This is a genomic window from Thalassobius sp. Cn5-15 (assembly GCF_022347685.1).
In the GTDB taxonomy this organism is placed as follows: Bacteria; Pseudomonadota; Alphaproteobacteria; order Rhodobacterales; family Rhodobacteraceae; genus Thalassobius.
In genome coordinates this window covers 231,495-250,167 of record NZ_JAKRGF010000005.1, presented here as the reverse complement: position 1 = coordinate 250,167, position 18,673 = coordinate 231,495, and the positions used below count along the sequence as shown (strand labels likewise).

General features: G+C 58.8%; 17 protein-coding genes and 1 riboswitch. Of the genes, 6 read left to right on the top strand and 11 right to left on the bottom strand.

Features of this window, described 5'->3' with window-relative positions; genetic code table 11:
* Positions 1–87: 87 nt before the first annotated feature.
* Positions 88–308, top strand: a riboswitch (cobalamin riboswitch).
* Between the two features lie 104 nt (positions 309–412).
* The 4 genes from MHM86_RS12965 to MHM86_RS12950 are packed head-to-tail and all read left to right on the top strand — an operon-like array spanning position 413 to position 3,576.
* Positions 413–817: a DUF1636 family protein gene (locus tag MHM86_RS12965; protein ID WP_239200314.1), complete on the top strand. Its 405-nt coding sequence runs from the start codon at positions 413–415 to the stop codon at positions 815–817.
* Positions 814–1,599 (top strand): ABC transporter ATP-binding protein, encoded by a 786-nt coding sequence (locus MHM86_RS12960; protein ID WP_239200311.1) that lies wholly within the window; start codon positions 814–816, stop codon positions 1,597–1,599. The genes MHM86_RS12965 and MHM86_RS12960 overlap by 4 nt, the downstream gene beginning before the upstream one ends.
* Positions 1,600–1,614: 15 nt before the next feature.
* Positions 1,615–2,547 (top strand): ABC transporter substrate-binding protein, encoded by a 933-nt coding sequence (locus tag MHM86_RS12955; protein WP_239200309.1) that lies wholly within the window; start codon positions 1,615–1,617, stop codon positions 2,545–2,547.
* A 3-nt stretch (positions 2,548–2,550) separates the two neighbouring features.
* Positions 2,551–3,576 carry an iron ABC transporter permease gene (locus MHM86_RS12950; RefSeq protein WP_239200307.1) on the top strand — a complete coding sequence of 342 codons (1,026 nt, stop codon included), beginning with the start codon at positions 2,551–2,553 and terminating at the stop codon, positions 3,574–3,576.
* 200 nt (positions 3,577–3,776) lie between these two features.
* Here the strand turns inward: MHM86_RS12950 and MHM86_RS12945 are convergent, their stop codons facing one another.
* The 6 genes from MHM86_RS12945 to MHM86_RS12920 all read right to left on the bottom strand — a co-directional run bounded on the left by MHM86_RS12945 (position 3,777) and on the right by MHM86_RS12920 (position 11,741).
* The gene (locus MHM86_RS12945; RefSeq protein WP_239200305.1) at positions 3,777–5,063 is read right to left on the bottom strand and encodes an amidohydrolase family protein; all 1,287 of its coding nucleotides are present in this window, start codon (positions 5,061–5,063) and stop codon (positions 3,777–3,779) included.
* A gap of 12 nt (positions 5,064–5,075) precedes the next feature.
* Positions 5,076–6,017, bottom strand: a complete 942-nt coding sequence (locus tag MHM86_RS12940; protein WP_304651015.1) for an ABC transporter permease — start codon at positions 6,015–6,017, stop codon at positions 5,076–5,078.
* A gap of 2 nt (positions 6,018–6,019) precedes the next feature.
* Positions 6,020–7,099, bottom strand: coding sequence for an ABC transporter permease (locus MHM86_RS12935; protein WP_370644144.1), 1,080 nt, complete (start codon positions 7,097–7,099; stop codon positions 6,020–6,022).
* A complete protein-coding gene (locus tag MHM86_RS12930; protein ID WP_370644143.1) occupies positions 7,099–8,679 on the bottom strand; it encodes an ABC transporter ATP-binding protein in 1,581 nt (526 codons plus the stop codon). The genes MHM86_RS12935 and MHM86_RS12930 overlap by 1 nt, the downstream gene beginning before the upstream one ends.
* A 64-nt stretch (positions 8,680–8,743) precedes the next feature.
* On the bottom strand, positions 8,744–9,751 hold the full coding sequence (locus MHM86_RS12925; protein WP_370644142.1) for a BMP family protein: 1,008 nt from the start codon (positions 9,749–9,751) through the stop codon (positions 8,744–8,746).
* Positions 9,752–10,040: 289 nt separating this feature from the next.
* Positions 10,041–11,741, bottom strand: a complete 1,701-nt coding sequence (locus tag MHM86_RS12920) for a phospholipid carrier-dependent glycosyltransferase (protein ID WP_239200297.1) — start codon at positions 11,739–11,741, stop codon at positions 10,041–10,043.
* A gap of 157 nt (positions 11,742–11,898) precedes the next feature.
* Between MHM86_RS12920 and MHM86_RS12915 the strand changes: the two genes are divergently transcribed.
* Both MHM86_RS12915 and MHM86_RS12910 read left to right on the top strand, forming a co-directional pair.
* Positions 11,899–13,428, top strand: a complete 1,530-nt coding sequence (locus MHM86_RS12915; protein WP_239200295.1) for a UbiA family prenyltransferase — start codon at positions 11,899–11,901, stop codon at positions 13,426–13,428.
* Positions 13,425–13,790 (top strand): EamA family transporter, encoded by a 366-nt coding sequence (locus MHM86_RS12910; protein WP_239200293.1) that lies wholly within the window; start codon positions 13,425–13,427, stop codon positions 13,788–13,790. Before MHM86_RS12915 ends, MHM86_RS12910 begins: the two co-directional genes overlap by 4 nt.
* A 98-nt stretch (positions 13,791–13,888) precedes the next feature.
* On the opposite strand, the gene MHM86_RS12905 is transcribed toward MHM86_RS12910, so the two are convergent.
* The 5 genes from MHM86_RS12905 to MHM86_RS12885 form a co-directional block, all read right to left on the bottom strand.
* Positions 13,889–14,533: a LysE family translocator gene (locus MHM86_RS12905; RefSeq protein ID WP_239200290.1), complete on the bottom strand. Its 645-nt coding sequence runs from the start codon at positions 14,531–14,533 to the stop codon at positions 13,889–13,891.
* A gap of 2 nt (positions 14,534–14,535) precedes the next feature.
* A complete protein-coding gene (locus tag MHM86_RS12900; RefSeq protein WP_239200287.1) occupies positions 14,536–15,591 on the bottom strand; it encodes an isopenicillin N synthase family oxygenase in 1,056 nt (351 codons plus the stop codon).
* Between the two features lie 581 nt (positions 15,592–16,172).
* Positions 16,173–17,351, bottom strand: a complete 1,179-nt coding sequence (locus MHM86_RS12895) for an amidohydrolase (protein ID WP_370644141.1) — start codon at positions 17,349–17,351, stop codon at positions 16,173–16,175.
* 74 nt (positions 17,352–17,425) lie between these two features.
* On the bottom strand, positions 17,426–18,289 hold the full coding sequence (locus MHM86_RS12890; RefSeq protein WP_239200283.1) for a cell envelope integrity protein TolA: 864 nt from the start codon (positions 18,287–18,289) through the stop codon (positions 17,426–17,428).
* Positions 18,286–18,669: a biopolymer transporter ExbD gene (locus MHM86_RS12885; protein ID WP_239200280.1), complete on the bottom strand. Its 384-nt coding sequence runs from the start codon at positions 18,667–18,669 to the stop codon at positions 18,286–18,288. The genes MHM86_RS12890 and MHM86_RS12885 overlap by 4 nt, the downstream gene beginning before the upstream one ends.
* Positions 18,670–18,673 lie beyond the last annotated feature (4 nt).

Sequence of the window (18,673 nt, the reverse complement as noted above, 5' to 3'; positions counted from 1 at the left end):
ATCCCTAGAGAACGCCGCAGCGCAGAAATCTGTCGCAAATCATCCCTCAAAGGACGGGCTCAGTGCTTGACACTGTGCTGCGATGCAACGAAAGTCATCACCGATGGTTCACGCTGCTTGGAAAAGTGGCGGGATGAAAAGGGAACACGGTGCGGTGTAGCCATCAGGCGCCAACTCCGTGACTGCCCCCGCAACTGTAAGCGGTGCGCAAACCCCACTAAGCCACTGAGCGCAGGAGACTGCCTCGGGAAGGCGGGGCCAGCCAATCACCGCAAGTCAGGAGACCTGCCATCGAAACCCGATATTCAACCCGGGCGGGGTGCCTGGTGAGAGGTTTTGCTGACACAGATTCGGTCCTCCGTTTCTGGTGTTCCCAACCTTGATCCGCCCTCGCAGAAACGCGGAGGGCGTTATGGACCGGACCCACAAAGTAAGCATTTGCACCCCCTGTGCACACAAGGGTGGCTCGCCCTGTCAGGCCGGATATGACCTGATCCATCGCCTGCGCCGCGCCATCGAGATGACAGGCGACAGCGTGGCAGAGGATTTCGAAATCTCCGGCACGGCCAGCGTCACCGGCTGCGATCGAAACTGTACGCTGGCCTATCACAGCACCCGCGACACGTCTCATGTGTTCGGCGACGTTGCCCCGGATGAGGATGTAGATACGCTACTGGAACTGGCAGCAGAATATGCCGCTGCCGACAGCCCGTGGTCCAAATCCCCCGATCCCGCCGCCCTGCCCGCAGCGACCCATCTCACCCGTTTGCCTGCCGCGATGGTGGCTGTCACCCCAATGATGGAGGCTATCTCATGAGCGCATCCCTTCGCGTCGATCAGGCCGCATGGGGCCCCACCAAACGCAGCCCGCGCGTGCTGCAAGAGGTCAGCTTTGACCTGAACGCCGGTGAGGTGCTGGGCATCGTGGGGCCCAATGGCGCCGGTAAAACCACCCTGTTGCGGATGATCTACGGCTACAACCACCCGCAAACCGGCAAGATTTATATCGACGGCAAACCCACCTCGAAAATGCCGCCCCGTGCGCTTGCACGCAAAGTCGCGGCCGTGCTGCAGGAACAGCCCACCGATTTCGCCCTGTCTGTGCGTGAAATTGTAGCGCTGGGTCGGGTGCCGCACCGTCTGGGATTTTCCACGCCCGGTCGGCGCGACGAAGAGGTGATCGAGGCCGCGATGGAGCGCATGGGCCTGCACGGCTTCTCTGACCGCACGCTGTCGACACTGTCGGGCGGGGAACGCCAGCGCGTCATGGTCGCCCGCGCCCTTGCGCAGGAACCGGAAATTCTGGTGCTGGATGAACCGACGAACCATCTGGACATCCGCCACCAACTGGAGGTGCTGCAGTTGATCCGCGAATTGGATCTGACCATCGTCACGTCGCTGCATGATCTGAACCTAACCGCGTCGGTTTGTGACAAGGTTCTGGTGCTCAAAGGTGGCAGCATGCAAAGCTTTGGCACCCCAGACACAGCGCTGGAGGCACAGTTGATTTCACACACCTTCGGCGTTGAGGCGCTGCGCGAGGAGTTGAGCATCAGCCGCCAGTCGCATCTTTCTTTCAACCTACCCACAACACATTAACTTCAGGGAAAACCAATGAAAAAAATCTCTCTCGCCTTCGGCCTGATGGCCGTGGCCTCCCCCGCTTTTGCCGCGACGACCGTGGACAGCTGCAACCGCCAAGTGACCTTTGAAGAGGCGCCGAAGGCCGCCATTTCCCACGACGTCAACCTGACCGAAATGATGTTGGTTCTGGGTCTGGCAGATCGCATGGTTGGCTACACCGGCATTTCCGGCTGGAAAACGCTGGACGAAGAAATGCGCGCAGGCGTCGAAGAACTGCCTGAGCTGTCCGAAAAATACCCTACCAAAGAGGTTCTGGTCGGTGCTGACGCGGACTTCTTCTTTGCCGGCTGGAACTACGGCATGAAGGTTGGCGGCGAAGTGACCCCCGAAACCCTCGCTCCTTTTGGCATCAACGTTTATGAACTGACCGAAAGCTGCATCCACATCGGTGACAAGCCGAAAGTCAGCATCGACGACATGTACAACGACATCCTGAACCTCGGCAAAATCTTCCACGTTGAAGACAAAGCCGAAGAACTGGTTGCAGGCTACAAGGCCGAACTGGACGCCTTCACCGCGAACCTTGAAACCGGCGATCCGCTGCGCGTGTTCGTTTACGACAGCGGCGAAGACAGCCCCTTCACCGCCGGTCGCTACGCCATGCCCACCGCCCTGATCGAGGCCGCAGGCGGCACCAACATCATGGACGATTTTGAAAAAAGCTGGGGCAAAGTGAACTGGGAAGCCGTGGTCGAGCGCAACCCAGAGGTCGTGGTTATCGTGAACTACGGCAATGTCACCGCCGAAGAAAAGCGCGATTTCATGATGAAGAACCCCGCCTTCGCCGAGCTGGACGCGGTGAAAAACGACCGTTTCGTTGTGCTGGAATACGTCGAGGCAACCCCCGGCCCGCGCAACATCAAAGCGGTTCAGAAGCTGGCCACCGGTTTCTGGGGTAAATAAGTGATGAAGGGACATTCCTTGCGCCAGCTGCCGTTTTGGGCCGTCAGCCTCATCAGCCTGTTGTTGCTGGGGGTGTCCCTGTCCTCTGCCATTTCACTGGGCGCCATTTCGGTGCCCTTTGAAACCGTTTGGGGCGTGTTTTTTGACCGTATTGGCATGCCGTTGGGTGAGCCAAATTGGTCCAAAGGACGCGCCGCGATTGTCTGGGACATCCGCTTTCCGCGTGCGCTGCTGGCCGTTATGGTTGGCGCCGGTCTGGGTATGGTGGGCGCCGCACTGCAAGCGGTGACGCGCAACCCGCTGGCGGATCCGCATCTGCTGGGCATTTCCTCTGGTGGGGCGTTTGGGGCCATTCTGGCGCTGCTTCATACCGGATTGTTTCTGGGCATGTTGACCGTACCCCTGCTGGCGTTTTTCGGCGCGCTCGGCGCGACTGTTCTGGTGCTGGGCGTTGCGCAGATGGCCAAGGCCACCAGCGCCGACCGGCTGGTTCTGGCCGGTGTGGCCGTGTCCTTCGTCATCATGGCGGCGGCGAATGTGCTGATCTTCCTCGGCGACCCACGCGCGACGCATACGGTGGTCTTCTGGATGCTGGGCGGTCTGGGTCTGGCGCAGTGGTCGCATCTGATCTACCCGCTGGCGATCCTCATTCCCTGCGCAATTTGGCTGTGGCTGCAATCGCCACGCCTGAACGCGATGACCATCGGCGATGAAACCGCCGCAACCCTTGGCATTAACGTGCCGCAGTTCCGTTTGGCGGTGTTTTCCGTTGGCGCGTTGATCACTGGTGTGATGGTGGCCTTTTCCGGTTTGATCGGGTTTGTCGGGTTGATGGTGCCGCATATCGTGCGGATGTTTGTCGGCGGCAACTACACGCGCGTGTTGCCAGCCTCGGCCATTGTCGGCGGTATCTTCCTTTTGTGGGCAGACATCACCGCCCGCACCGTTATGGCGCCCGAGGATATGCCGATCGGCATTGTCACCGGTCTGGTCGGCGGTGTGTTCTTTATCCTGATGCTGCGGAAGTAATAATCTGACCAGAGCGCTAAACGCACTGCGCAGGACCTTGATGAAGGTCCGGCGCACGGCCGACCCGGGGCGGGGTCGATACAAAGACAAACGTTCATGTGGATTGAGACATCAGAAAGACAGAGCAAGCTCTGTCGGTCGCGACCGACCTTGGGGCGGGTCGGTCGCGAGCCGGACCGCTACGCGATCCGGCAAGTTAATCAGGCTTTGGGCGCATAATCGGCCGGATTGACCGCCTTGGGCCTTCCCGGCAGGTCCAGAACCGACGCAACTGGCGCTGTACGGGAAATCACCCGACCTTTGCGGATGACCGCCAAACGGTTGGCGCGCAGGCGCACCGCCTCTATCTTGTCCTTGGCCTGCAACAACACCATATTCGCCGCGCACCCCTTTTCCAGACCGTAGCCCTGCAGCCCCATGATCGCGGCAGAGTTTGCCGTCACCGCATCAAAGCACCACGCCATATCCTCACGGCTGGACAGCTGCCCCACATGCAACCCCATGAAGGCCACATCCAGCATGTCCGCCTTGCCCAGCGAATACCACGGGTCCATCACACAGTCAGAACCAAAGCCAACCGTGATCCCCGCGTCGCGCAATTCACGCACACGGGTCTGGCCGCGACGTTTGGGATAACTGTCATGACGCCCCTGCAGCATAATGTTGATCAGCGGGTTGGGAATGGCATGCACCCCCGCCTCCACCATCAGCGGGATCAGTTTTGAGACATAGTAGTTGTCCATCGAATGCATCGAGGTCAGATGCGAGCCCGCCACGCGGCCCTGTAACCCCAAGCGCTGGGTTTCATAGGCCAGTGTTTCGATGTGACGGCTGTGGGGATCATCGCTTTCATCGCAATGCATATCCACCATCAGGCCACGATCCGCTGCGATCTGGCACAGTTGGCGCACGCTTTCGGCACCATCGGCCATAGTGCGTTCAAAATGCGGGATGCCGCCCACCACATCGACGCCCATATCCAGCGCTTTTATTGTATTTGCCATCGCGGTTGAATCACGCAGCACACCATCCTGGGGAAAGGCGACCAGTTGCAGATCAAGGTAATCCTTCACCTGTTCGCGCACCTCAAGCAGAGCCTCAACGCCCTTCAACTCGTCATCGCAGGTGTCCACATGACTACGGATCGCGCCGATCCCCATGCTGACCGCCAGATCACAATAGCGCAGGGCGCGCGCCACAATCTCCTCCACGCTTTGTAGTGGTTTGAGTTCCCCCCACAGCGCAATGCCTTCCAGCAGGGTGCCAGAGGTGTTCATGCGCGGATTACCCAAGGACAGCGTTGCGTCCATATGGAAATGCGGATCGACGAAGGGCGGGCTAACCAGATAGCCGCCTGCGTCGATGACCTCTGCCGCCTCTGTGGTCATCCCTGCCTCAACAGCGGCAATCACACCGTCCTTCACCGCGATATCCAAACCGCTGCGCCCATCGGGCAGGGTCGCGTTCTTTATGATCAGATCAAACATCTCTCTTCCCTCTTACCGCTGGCCCTTGAACCACGGTGTCAGCAATGCGCGCGGATAGTCTGCACGGCGCGCCGCAATAACAAGTGCCACGATCGACAACACATAAGGCCCCGCCAGAAACACTTGGCTGGGCACCACAGCGCCCACTTCGGTCTGCAAACGCACCTGCAATGCATCAAATGCGCCAAACAGCAGGGCCCCAAACAGTGCCTTGCCCGGTCGCCAACTGGCAAAGATCACCAGTGCAATACAGATCCAGCCGCGTCCGTTGACCATGCCGAAAAAGAAACTGTCAAAGGCCGACATGGTCAAAAACGCCCCGCCCAGCGCCATCAACGCAGAACCAGCAACCACCGCGCCAATGCGCAGCCCATAGACAGACAGACCCTGCGCATCAACGCTATCGGGATTGTCACCCACCGCCTGTAGCGCCACGCCCAGCGGCGTGCGGTTCAAAACATACCACACCAGCAGAACCATCAGCAGCGCAAGCCATGTGAACGCCGTTTGTTGAAACAAAACCGGCCCAAGGAAAGGCAGATCCGACAGCACCGGAATATCCAGCGCACGGAACGGTTCAATCTTCGGCGGCGAGCTGACAGCGGGCAGCGCAGTACGGTAGGTGAAGTAGCTGAGTGAGGTGGCAAACATCGTCACCCCCAACCCTGACACATGTTGTGACAGCCCCAGCGGCACAGTGAGAATTGCGTGCAACAGACCAAAGGCTGCGCCAGCCACAGCCGCCGCCAGCACCCCGCCCCACAGGCCAAGGCCCAGCCAGACAGCCATCCAGCCGACCATCGCGCCGGTGACAAAGATCCCCTCGATCCCAAGGTTCAGCACGCCGGATTTCTCACACAGTAGCGCGCCAAGGACGCCGAAGATCAGCGGCGTCGCAATACGCAGCGACGCGGCCCAGAAGCTATCGGACAGGAGAATGTTGAGGATATCCAGCATCACGCCTCTCCTGTCTTGCTGGCTGAGGATCCGGTGCGGGTGATGCGGAAACGGGCAAAGAACCCACCGACCAGCACACAGAGCAGCGACATCGACACAATCAGATCCGCCAGATAGGACGACACGCCCATTGACCGGCTCATACTGTCGGCGCCGACAAAGACGCTGGCAATGAACAGCGCGGCCACCACTACCCCCATCGGCGACAGACCCGCCAGCATCGCGACCACGATGCCGGTGTAGCCAAATCCGGGCGACAGATCAGCGGTCAGGTAGCCCTTCAGCCCCGCGACCTCGCTCACACCTGCCAGACCTGCCAGACCGCCCGACACGATCGCCACGCTGAGAAGCGAGCGGTTCACACCGATGCCCGCATGACGCGCCGCAGGGGCGTTTTCACCCACCGCGCGCAGTTTGAAACCCCAGACCGAATGCGACAGCATCACCTGCGCCACTGCGGCGGCAACCAGTGCGATGATCAGCCCCGAATGCACCCGCATCCGCGCCATCAAGGTTGGCAACACGCCCTCATCCAAAATCGGCGCACTTTGCGGCCAGCCGAGGCCATAGGGATCCTTCAGCGGACCCTCCAGCATATATTGCAGGAAAATCAGGATGATGAAGTTCAACAATAGCGTCGTCACCACCTCATCCGCGCCGAAACGTGTTTTCAGCATTGTCGGCACCACCATGCCCGCCGCGCCCGCCGCGCAGCCCAGCATAATGATCAGCGGCAACAGAATATAACCCGGCGCCTCAATCGCACCGGCCCCGATGGCAACTGCCGCCATCGCGCCAAGGTACAGCTGCCCCTCGGCCCCGATATTCCACAGACGTGCCCGAAACGCCAAAGCCGCCGCCAGACCGGTGAAGATCAAAGGGGTTGCCCGCGTCAGCATTTCCGAAAAAGCAAAGAGCGATCCAAAGACGCCTTTCACCATCTCGCCGTAAGCGGTCAAAATATCCGCACCGGCAAAGGCCAGCGGGATCGCCGCGCCCAGAATGGCAATCACGGCCGATAGGATCGGCAGCCCCAGTTTAAACGCCGTCGAAGTCGCGGGGCGTGGTTCAATCCGTATCATTTTGTTCCTGCTCCGCTTTGCTGCGGTTCATGCGGGGTTGCTTCGCCCGCCATCATCAGACCAATAACCTCGCGGTCACGGGTGCCTGCCTCCACCATTTCGCCGTCGTGGATCACCACCACCCGATCAGCAAGGCTGAGGATTTCATCCAGATCCTCGGAAATCAGCACGATGCCTGCGCCAGTTTCGCGCGCTTCCAGCAGGCGGCGTGCCACCTCGGAGGCGGCCAGCATGTCCAGACCACGGGTCGGCTGGTTCGCTAGGATCAGTTGCGGGGTCTGTTCAAAGACGCGGGCAAGGATCAGCTTCTGGATATTGCCCCCAGACAGTAGCCGCGCACGGGCGTCAACACCGGGACCGCGCACGTCATAATTCCGGCTCAGCGTCTCAGCATTGGCCTTGATCGCGTCTTTTTTCAGAAAACCAGCCCGGCTGACCTCCGCACTGTTCAGTCGTTCGATGACCATGTTTTCGGCAACCGACATGGCACCGACGATGCCGTCGTGATGGCGATCCTCTGGGATGCGCCCAACGCCTGCCTTGATCATATTGGCGGGCGTCACGGTGGCAATGTCTGCCCCGCCGATTCGGATCGTGCCCGCGCTGGGTTTGGTCAGGCCAGAAATCAGACCTGCCAAAGCGCTCTGCCCGTTGCCGGAAACCCCAGCGATGCCAAGAATTTCATGCGCGTTCAAAGTAAGAGAGGCACCGACCAGGCTGTCGCGTTTGGATCGTCCTGTGACTGACACGCCTTCCAACTCCAGTACCGGCGCACCAGCGGTCATGTCTGTGCGCGGGGTTTCGGGCGTGTCGGCCCCCACCATCATGCGGGCGATGATGCGTTCGTCGGCGTCAGCGGTTGCAATCTCCCCCACCTTTTTGCCGTGCCGCAACACCGCGATGCGTTGGGAAAATGCCAGCACTTCGCGCAGCTTGTGAGAAATGAAGATCACCGACAGACCTTCGCGCGTCATTGCGCCAATGTTGTCAAACAGCGTATCTGCCTCTTGTGGCGTTAGCACCGCGGTAGGTTCGTCCAGCACCAGAATGCGCACGTCGCGGTACAGCGCCTTCAGAATCTCAACCCGCTGGCGTTCGCCGACAGACAGGCGGCCAACCGGCGTATCCAGCGTCACAACCAAACCGGTGCGCTGCATGATCTGCTCAATTTTGGCCCGTGCAGCGCGCAGATCACGGCGCCAGCGGCCCAGGCGTTCGGAGCCTAATACGATGTTATTTAGCGCCGACAGGTTCTCCGCCAGCGCGAAATGTTGATGCACCATACCGATGCCCGCCGCCAATGCCGCCTGCGGATGGCCAAGGGACAGCGCCTGCATCTGTCCGCCCTCATCCGCAACCTCTACCGTGCCCGCATCAGGCAGGTAGTGGCCGAAAAGCATATTCATCAGCGTGGTCTTACCCGCGCCGTTTTCCCCCAAAAGCGCCAGCACCTCACCCTGATGCAAGTCCAGATCAATGACGTCATTTGCGATGACGCTGCCGAACCGCTTGGACAGGCCGCTTAGGGAAAGCACCTTGGTTTGTGTTGTCTGTGTCACCGTCAGGTCCACCGTCATTTTCGAAGACAGAAGAAAGGCCGGCGCGTCGGGTGGACGCACCGGCCTGCATGGCATCAGCGCCTTAGTTGTCCGAAACCGGACGCGCGTCGTTCACGTTCACACGGAACAGACCGTCCAGAATGTCGGCCTCTTTGGAGCGGACCTGTTCAACGATCTCAGTGGAGACCAACGCCTCATCCAGTACCAGCGACCCACCACCATAGGACATGAAGCTGTACTGACCGTAGTCCGCCGCCTCAAAACTGCCTGCTTTGACGTTGGCGATGGCTTTGTCGATCGTCGCCTCCATATGCCACAGGGCGGATGCCAGAATGGTGCCCGGATAATCGCCCGATGTGTCGATCACGTTGCCCACAGCCTTCACGCCACGCTCAACAGCGGCGTCCGATACGCCAAAGCGTTCCGCGTACATAATGTCTGCACCAGCATCCATCATCGCAAAAGCGCTTTCTTTAGCTTTGGGCGGATCGTACCAGCTGTCGATGAAGTTCACGATAAACTTGACTTCAGGATTCACTTCGCGCGCACCGTCCATAAAGGCGTGCATCAGGCGGTTCACCTCAGGAATGGCGTAGCCGCCGACCATACCGATCACGTTGCTTTCGGTGGTGGCACCAGCGATCATGCCCGACAGGTAGCTGGGTTCATGGATCCAGTTATCAAAGACCGAGAAGTTCGGTGCAACCGCCCCAAAGGACGACCCCATCAGGAAGGCAGTTTCAGGATAGTCTTTCGCCACCTTGCGGGCAGCGCGTTCCAGACCGAACACCTCACCGACAATCAGCCCCTTGCCCTGTTCGGCATACTCGCGCATCACCCGTTCGTAGTCAGTATTGGCGACATTTTCCGAAAACACATATTCGATGTCGCCACGTTCAGCAGCCGCATTCAGTGCCTTGTGAATACGGCTGATCCATTGCTGTTCAACTGGCAGCGTATAGATCGCGGCAACCTTCAGTGCCTCTGCCGCCGCCATGCTGGTCGATGCCATCAGGCCGAAACCCACTGTCATTGCACCTGCCGCCAGCGTCAACGCCGCGCGGCGTGTCACGTTTTTGATAGTCTTCATGATAGACCCCCATGTTGCAGTTTTATTGCCACAAGGGTCGTGCGGTTTGACCAACCGGTCAACAAAAGCACTTCGCCAACACGCGCCATCCCCTGCGCCCCTTGCGTCTACGCGGCAGGGTGCACGATTTTCGGGCGAAAAGCTACATATTTAGGCGCAATTCACCCGAGGAAACACGCCCCTCAACACGCTGTTTTTAAAAGAAATTCACAACATAAAAGCGAAAGGCCGTATAACTACGGCGCGATTATGCACATTCCACAGGCAGTGCCTTCGCAGCCCACCGCGCTCATTCCGCGCAGTCATAAACACGGATCTCCCGCTCCAGAAACAGCGGCTTCATCGCCTCAAAACTGCGCACATTCTTACAGACAAGCGCCAGTTCTTGCAGGAAGGACTGCCGGATCTCCGGCTCTGAATGGTAGGCGAACCATTCAAAGTTGCGCACCAGAAACAGATCAAAACCCTGGCTGAACCAATAGTCCAACTGCCACTCTTCGTTCTGCAGCGGCCATGTGTGGGCCTTCACCTCATAGTCTTCGTCGCCTTCATCCACATCTTCCAGACCGAACATAACCACCGGCATGTGCACATAAAAGACAGAGTTCACTGCGTTTAACTGAATGATACGCTCCGGCGCCACATCGGGTGCCTCGGTGTTGTATTTTTCGGCCAATCGCTCGATGCGCTGGAACTCCATCGCCTGCGCTTCTTTCTGCTGCGGCAGCGTCAAAGGCGTCGCGGTGACGATCCGACGCTCCGCATGGTTCTGCGCAATATAGCGGTCCAGCAAATCCTGATTGCTCATCGCGGTGGCCTGCCCCAGAACGCCGGCAGTCCCCATCCCAGCCGTGATCAGTCCCGCCCCGATCCAAACCACAGTGCCCCAACGCATCGCGTCCAGAGTGTTCTGCGCATAGGTCAGCAGCACAATCGACGAAATCAGCAAATAGCCGGAGAAGTTGGCGATCCACAGATGTTCCGGCTGACGCGCGCCGGTGATGGCGGCAGTGAACAGTGTGCCCAGCGTCAGCGCGATCCAGATCATCATCAACAGGCCCCGATGTGACAGAGCCGGTGCGCGCCAGATTAAAACAGGGCTAACCACCGCTGCGACCGCCATCGGCAGCGACATGCCAAAGCTAAGTTCAAGGCTACGTGTCCACAGCATCTGCAGCCCCGCCAGCCAACCGTCATCCTGCACCGACATCACAGACTGGATTTTCTGATAGTCGAGGAAATTTTTGAAATCCAACAGGATACCGATATTCCAGACCGGCCACAGCGCCAATGCGATCCCAACCGCACGGGCGAAAGAGGCCAGCGCCACACGCCAGCCCGCTTGCTGTGACAACAGTAGAATCCAGCCAAGGCCAAGCGGCAACAAGACAAAGATCGCAGAATGCTTGAAGCTCAGCGCCAATGTTACACAAACGCCCAGAATGATGTCCCAACGACGCGACTGGTCGTGTTGCATTCGCATCACCAGCGCACCGATCGTGGCAATCACTGCCGTGGCCTGTGCTGCATCTCCCTTAGCGATATGAGACATAAAGACCGCCAGTGGAAACAGCGCCGCCACCCCGCCGGCCACTGCCGACAGCGGCCTTGACAGTGAAAACTGCCGTGCAATCAGGAAAAACAACGGCGCCATCAGCGCACCACAAATGGCCGTCATCGTGCGCGCGGCCAGATAGAACGGGGTGGGATCAATAAAATACGCGGCACGAAAATCGCCTGCGCCTTCCCACCAGCCAGAAAGCAACCCAACCGGAAACAGCGCCACCAGTGCCACCGCGTTCAGGTAGTTGATGAAAGGCGGGTAAAAATGCTGTCCTGGCACCAATTGCCCTGCCAGCACCTTCGCCGCATCGTTGACCCGTTCATCACCGTGAAAGTAGCCGTAATCTAATCCTATCAACCGTAGCCCCAGCGCGACGGCAAACAAAGCTAAGAAAATCCACGCCTCAGTTTTGACAAATCTATGCATTATACCCTCGGAATAATTGGGGGACGCTCTCCAAAAACACACACCACCTACCTCTGGTAAACCCAAACCGTCGCCAAGCGCAAAGAAAAGTCGCATAATAGCTTCGGCATTTGCGCCGTTGTCTTGATTAATCTCATTGCCGGAACGCCCCTTTGTTATGACACGTCCCATTGAAACCGACCCGACTGCCCCGCGACCTGCCGAGGCCGACAAAATGCCGCTATACGTGGATCTGGACCACACCTTGGTAAAAACCGATGTGGCGCAGGAGATGCTGATCCGATCCGCGCGAACCCCTGCAGCGCTGATGGCAGCGATCGGTGCAGGGCTGCGCCAAGGACCTGCAACACGCGCCAGCGCGATCAAGGCAGAGCTGGCGCGCCGCATCTACCTGCAGGCCGATCTGTTGCCCTATAACGATGCGGTGCTCCTCCATATAAAAGCAGCCCGCGCTGCGGGACGACGGGTGGTATTGGCCACAGCCGCCGATCAACAGGTCGCGCAGGCGGTGGCGGATCATCTGGGCCTGTTTGACGCCATCATCGCCTCGACACAGGCGCAGAACATGAAGGGCCGGGCAAAACTGGCAGCGATCCAGAACGACTGTCACAATGGCCCGTTTGAATATCTGGGCGACAGCCGAGCTGATCTGCCAATCTGGCAAGCGGCGACGAAACGCGGTTTTGCCAAGATCCCAAAAGGCGCCGAAGCGATGGCACAGGATGCCAGCCTGCGCCCTGAGGCAACAAGATCTGACGCGTCCGCTTTGGTAAAGCCATTGCTGAAGGCGATGCGTCCGCACCAATGGGCGAAGAACGCGCTGCTGTTTGTCGCGCTATTGTTTGCGCATCTTTACAATGATGCCAGCGCGGTGTTGCTGGCATGTGTGGGTTTCGTGTCCTACTCACTCTGTGCATCAAGCGTATATCTGATCAACGACCTTTTGGATGTGGAGGCGGACCGCGCCCACGCGACCAAGCGCAACCGCCCCTTTGCCGCCGGAACATTACCACCTGATATCGGCGCTCTGGCCGCGGTGGGATTGCTGGCCCTGTCGCTTGCACTGGCAGCTCTGATATCCGGTGCCTTCCTGATTGTACTGTTGATCTATATCGCCTTGACCAAGGCATATTCCCTCTGGCTGAAACGGTTTTCCACCGTTGATGTGGTCATTCTGGCGCTGCTCTATACGCTTCGGATCATTGCAGGCGCGGCTGCGATCGGGGTGATGCCCAGCCCGTGGATCCTGACCTTCTCGCTCTTCTTCTTCCTCAGCCTTGCCTACATGAAACGCTATATCGAACTGTCCCGTTTGGTGGCCAAAGCTGCAGAGGACACCGCGCAACTGCCGGTCCGCAACTACTATGCTGGCGACCTGACTGTGGTGCAGACCTTTGGCATCGCCAATGGCGCGCTATCGCTGTTGACGATGGCCAATTACATCAACAGCGATATGGTCAAACATCACTACCGCACGCCAGAATTCCTGTGGCTGATGCTGCCGATCATGATGTTCTGGACCTACCGCGCATGGATGTGGGCCAATCGGGACAAGATCGGCGATGATCCCGTGGCCTTTGCCCTGCGCGATCAGTTGAGCCGACTGTCGGTGTTGCTGCTGCTGCTGTCGGTGGCGCTGGCCCGATATGTGGATCTGGGATTTGGCCAGACGGGGGGCTTGGGATGACGATTAGCGGCTTCCTGCTGGTTTTGGTCAGCGTCAGCCTGTCGGCAGTGGCGCAGACTGCGTTCAAACTGGGCGTATCGCGGGTGGAACTGGCAGAGGGCGCCGCACTGTGGCTGAAGGCGCTGAGCTTCCTTCTATCGCCTCTGGTGCTGGCGGGGCTGGCGCTTTACGGCGTGGGTACGGTTTTGTGGCTCTTTGCCCTGCGGCAGATGGACCTGTCGCTGGCCTATCCCTTTGTCGCGATGAGCTTTGTCATGGTGGCCGGTTCTGGCATCTTGTTGCTGGGCGAGCCTGTCAGCCCCACGCGACTGACCGGTCTGGCACTGATCATCCTCGGGCTGCTGGTGATGTCCCGAGGGTAATGGCAGTGAGTTAAATGTCTGACTGCAGATTTCGCAACGCATAGAAAAGGGCGGCCCGATGAGGGCCGCCCTTCGATGTTCATTGTACCGCGTTGAGATCAGATAAACCCAAGGTGCAGGTTCAGCGCGATCAGGATCAGCATCAGTCCACCGATCCAGCCCATCGCCTCACGCAAGTGACGGCGCTCATTCAGTTTACCGGTCAGGCCCGCCCCCATAAACACCACCACCATATCCGACGGGATCGCCGTCAGTGGCACCAGTGCGCCAAGGATCAGGAACTGCAACTCCACGCTGCCGTTGCCTTCGCCCATGCTGACGAAAGGCGGTAGAAACAGCGCAAAGAACAGTACCGTCTTGGGGTTCATCAGTTCCACCAGAACCCCCTGCCAGACAATCTGGCCGGTGGATCTGCGCGTTACCTTCGACACCTCAAGGTCAGTCTGAGAGGCGGCGCGCGCCTCCCAGATCATGCCAAGGCCCAACCAGATCAGATAGGCCGATCCGACATAGCGCAGGGTCGGAACAATCCACGTAAACCGTTCAAACACCGCCGCCAGACCCAGGGCCGTGGCAACCGCCAGCGCCATCCCCCCCAGTGCCAACCCGAAGGCCGAGGCAAAGCCCGCCATCCGGTCCTGCCCCACCGTGCGCGACAACACATAGAGCATTGACGGACCCGGCGTCGCGCTAAGGGCAAGCCCCGCCAACAGTACAGCGAGGATTGTGTCGAAATGGGGCATCTTTAATGTTCCTTGGACTGCAGGTGGTTTTCAAATGGATTTGTGACCGGCGCCTGATCCTGCTGTTCCCCCATTTCTTTGCGCAAATATGGGAAATCACGCATCAACATGGTTTCCAGATGCTCCCCCGCCATAAACGGCTTATAGGCCGCCGGACGATCGGCATCGCAAAGTTCAGAGAAAGGTTCGATCATTGTGTCATGGTTCGCCGCAACAAAGTAAGGCATGGAAAACCGCTCGTCGCTAGAATTCAAGACCCTATGTAGGGTTGAACGCAAAATTCCATTGCTCCACGCCTCAAGCATGTCGCCGATATTGCAGACGAAAACCGAATGATCGACGGGTACATCGATCCATTTGCCCTTGGTAGACAGGACCTGCAGGCCGGGATTACGGGTGTGCAGCAAGGTCAGACACTCGTAATCCGTATGCGCACCCATATTGACAGATTTTTGATCAGTTTTTGCCGAGGCACGCAGATAGTGCAGCAGACGCAGCTGTGAAATCGGCTTGTCCATCTTCGAGGACATTGCCCCTTCGGGCAGTCGCAGATGCATTTCCAGTGCTTTGGTCACCAGCCGGCCTAGGGCCGAGATCTGTTGGTAGTAAGCGCTGATCACAGGCTGGAAACCGGGGCTGTCGGGCCAGACATTCGGCCCAAGCAAGCGGTTGCCCGCCAGATAATCCGGATCATCCATCGGCAGGTCGAGGCCAAGGTCAAAGGCCTCGTACTGGCGATGTTTTTCATCCTCATAATCACCCTTTTCGGTGAAAGGGACATAGCCACGGTGATTGCTGCTGTTTGCAATGTAATGGCGCATTTTATGGCGGTCAGGCTGGGCAAAGAACAGGGCCGCGACAGAATACGCCGCCTCGATCAATACCGGGCTGATGCCGTGGTCCGAAATACGGAAAAACCCGAACTGACGCGCTGCGCGCCCGATCTGATCTGCCACTTTCTGGCGTTCCCCGGCATCCTCACTGGCCAGACCCTTCAGGCTGATCAGCGGCAAAGTCCCATCTTCGTAGTGTGTGTAGTTCGAAGTCTTAACAGTCATTTTTCGCTCCAGTTGAGTATGAGTGAGCGAAGTATGTACAAACTTTTAGTTAAATTGATGAATTTTCAAAGTCTTATAAAAGATTTTAACCATACTAAAGTTTACATCCTAAAGTCTATAAAAGTAACAGCTCACGCTTAACGCGTATCGATAAAACTTTGGCCCAAAAACTGCATCCCATGGCCCTCTTTTGAAATCGGTGCTGCGGCTGCAAAAACGGCCCGCGCTACCGCTGTCAAAATGCGCGACAAGGCGCGACAAAATTTTGACGCGCGGCAACCGGGCCAAAAATCATAAATTTCCCGTCGAATGGCAGTACGAGTGTCAAGACACCGGCTTTAAGCTGACACCCACCTGGCGCCAGTCTCAGATGCTATGCCCCTGCGCGGACCGCAGTGCAGCATTTACCACCTATGCGAAACGAGAGCGGATTGACCGGACAACAAAGACAATGCGTGCGCATTTCCGGACGCCTTACCTGCCCCAAGATTGCCACAAACGGCCACATCCAACGCAGCGGCGCTTGCAAGGCAGAGAATCGCAGGCAACACATATGCACTTTGCGGCGCATCACGTTGGGGCTACGCGTCTTCCGCCCAGCCCAGCAGCTGATTTATCAGCACCAGAAACAACTCTGTGCCAACAGGCAGCAACGTATCGGGAAAATCGAAATCAGGGTTGTGCAGCTGCGGCTGATCCACGCCCGATCCAAGGAATATCATCGCCGTCTCAACCCCATCCAGCCCGTAGCAGGCGAAATCCTCGGAAAAGCGCTGCGGTCCAGCGGCAGCGCGCAGCGGGATGCTCTGCCGTTTGGTGGCGCGCATCACCTCCACATTGGCCGCAGCGCTGTTCACAGTCGCGGAAAACACATCGTGCCAGCTGATATTAACCTCTAGACTATGACGGGCGGCGATTGCGCGCACCTCTGCCTCCGCCCTTTCGATCAAATCGGCCATATCGGCGTCTGTCACCGCGCGCAGCGTACAACGCAACTCACCCACACCGGGGGCGATTCCAAAGGTCGCTTCGCCGAGTTGCGCATGGGTGAGCGTGGCCAGTTTGAACCCCGCCTGCAACGCCCCGCCGCTGCTAAGCGCTGGCAGGGATGTCATCAATGTGGCCATCGCAGCGGCAGGCGACACCCCGTCCTCTGGCGCAGCCGCATGAGAGCTTTTGCCAGTGAGCCGGACCTGCATCCCACGCGAGGCACAGCAGGCCACGCCGTCGCACAGCTGCACGGCCCCCAGCGCGAGGCCCGGCAGATTGTGTATCGCAAAGGCGTAGTCCGGTCGCAATTCGACCCAACGGGGGTCTGCCACCACCGCAGGTGCGCCCTGCCCCGTTTCCTCTGCCGGTTGGAACAGCACGACCACCCGCCCCCGCTGCGGGCGCTTGTCGCATAGCGCCATCGCGACACCGATCACCATGCTCATATGGCCATCATGACCGCAGGTATGGCTGTTGTCTGCAATCTCTGACCGGTACTGCAAATCAGACTGCTCTGGGATCGGCAGACCGTCCAGCTCGCAACGGATCATCACGGTTGGGCCGGGGGCAGCACCGTCAAACGCTGCCGCCACGCCGTGGCCGCCAAGATCCTGCCAGATCTGATCCGCATCCAGATCACGCAGGCGTTCTACAATATGCGCGGCTGTTTCCACCTCTTGCCCCGACACTTCAGGGCGGCGGTGCAGCGCATGGCGCACGTCTGTCAGCGTGGCGATCTGTTCGGGTGACAGGGTGACGGGCGTGTTCATGTCATCTCCAGCGGTGGCGAATTTTGCCCTGTAACAGGCCGCAAAACCGCTGCGAGAACAAGCAAAAACTGTGGTCAGAAACGCACAGGGACTGTGAAGCGATAACTGGATTTATTCAGTTGTTTCGGCGCCTTGGCAAAGCGCCCTGCCCGTTTCACCGCAGCGATTGCAGCTGTATCAATCGCCTCAACGCCCGAAGATTTTGCGATCCCGACCGACAGCAGCTGCCCAGTTGGCGCGACCTTCAGCCGGATCAGGGCGGTGCCGTGTTTGCTGCCGCCACGGATCGGTTTTTTGCGCCGCTCAATACGGGTGCGGATCTTGGCGCCCCAGACATTTACCAGCTTGGCCTCTTTGCCTTTGCCCAGCGTTTTGACCTTGGCGTTTCCACTGTTGCCCGCTTGACTAGACCCACCACTGCCAGCCGCTTTCTGGTTGGCGGACCCTGCCTTGGCGGCATTGTTGCGGTTAGACGATTTCGCCTTTTCCTTTGGCTTCGGCTTTGGCTTGGCCTTCGGTTTGGGCTTTGGTTTCGGCTTTGGTTTCGGTTCTGGCTTCACCTCGGGCTTCGGCGGCGGTGGCGCTTTGCTCGCATCAACCTGCGGCTTTACCTCCTGCAGGGATTTCGGCATCTGCGAAGGCTGATCCATCTTCGGCGGCGCGGTGGTCAGTGCTGCGACCTTGAACTGGGCCGAAGGGGCCTCTGCCACATGCAGCGCCATTTCGATCACCGGCTGATCCTGCACCTCGGGCGGGCGGGTCCAATCCTCAATCACCTCGGCGATGTTGCCGGGGGCGCCGTGCAGCGTCACCACTGCGTCGCCGCCAATACCACCGGCCTGCTGCCCGCTGCCTGTATCGGGAAACTGCACAAATAACAGCAGATGCGCCGCAAGTGCCGCAAGCGTAAAACCGGTAAATTCCCCCCAGACCCTCATGATGGTTCCACAACCAATTCAACCGCGCCCACGCCGGCAGCCCGCAATTGCGCCATCACCTGCGCCAGACGTTTGCCCGGTGCGCGCGCATCCGCGTTAAGCACCACTTTGTCCAGCGGGACACCTTCGCCTTTCAAGGCTGCAATCACCGCATCCCCGCGATGATCCTGATACGCCAACTCACCACTTTGGCTGAGGTAGATCGACAGATCCGCCTGCGGATCCGCGGCGGCAACGGCCTGCGGCACCTCTACCTCAAACGGATCAGGCGGTGCGATCTGTGCGGTCATAAGAAAAAAGATCAACAGCAAGAACACCACATTGATCATCGGCACGATAGATTCCGCCTTCTCCGGACGGCCGGGGGGTTGGAAGTTCATCATC

Coding starts and splice junctions, on each gene's coding strand:
- MHM86_RS12915 (WP_239200295.1), top strand. CDS start 11,899: ATGACACGTCCCATTGAAACCGACCCGACTGCCCCGCGACCTGCCGAG.
- MHM86_RS12920 (WP_239200297.1), bottom strand. CDS start 11,741: ATGCATAGATTTGTCAAAACTGAGGCGTGGATTTTCTTAGCTTTGTTT.
- MHM86_RS12905 (WP_239200290.1), bottom strand. CDS start 14,533: ATGCCCCATTTCGACACAATCCTCGCTGTACTGTTGGCGGGGCTTGCC.
- MHM86_RS12925 (WP_370644142.1), bottom strand. CDS start 9,751: ATGAAGACTATCAAAAACGTGACACGCCGCGCGGCGTTGACGCTGGCG.
- MHM86_RS12950 (WP_239200307.1), top strand. CDS start 2,551: ATGAAGGGACATTCCTTGCGCCAGCTGCCGTTTTGGGCCGTCAGCCTC.
- MHM86_RS12930 (WP_370644143.1), bottom strand. CDS start 8,679: ATGACGGTGGACCTGACGGTGACACAGACAACACAAACCAAGGTGCTT.
- MHM86_RS12945 (WP_239200305.1), bottom strand. CDS start 5,063: ATGTTTGATCTGATCATAAAGAACGCGACCCTGCCCGATGGGCGCAGC.
- MHM86_RS12965 (WP_239200314.1), top strand. CDS start 413: ATGGACCGGACCCACAAAGTAAGCATTTGCACCCCCTGTGCACACAAG.
- MHM86_RS12890 (WP_239200283.1), bottom strand. CDS start 18,289: ATGAGGGTCTGGGGGGAATTTACCGGTTTTACGCTTGCGGCACTTGCG.
- MHM86_RS12900 (WP_239200287.1), bottom strand. CDS start 15,591: ATGACTGTTAAGACTTCGAACTACACACACTACGAAGATGGGACTTTG.
- MHM86_RS12885 (WP_239200280.1), bottom strand. CDS start 18,669: ATGAACTTCCAACCCCCCGGCCGTCCGGAGAAGGCGGAATCTATCGTG.
- MHM86_RS12955 (WP_239200309.1), top strand. CDS start 1,615: ATGAAAAAAATCTCTCTCGCCTTCGGCCTGATGGCCGTGGCCTCCCCC.
- MHM86_RS12910 (WP_239200293.1), top strand. CDS start 13,425: ATGACGATTAGCGGCTTCCTGCTGGTTTTGGTCAGCGTCAGCCTGTCG.
- MHM86_RS12960 (WP_239200311.1), top strand. CDS start 814: ATGAGCGCATCCCTTCGCGTCGATCAGGCCGCATGGGGCCCCACCAAA.
- MHM86_RS12895 (WP_370644141.1), bottom strand. CDS start 17,351: ATGAACACGCCCGTCACCCTGTCACCCGAACAGATCGCCACGCTGACA.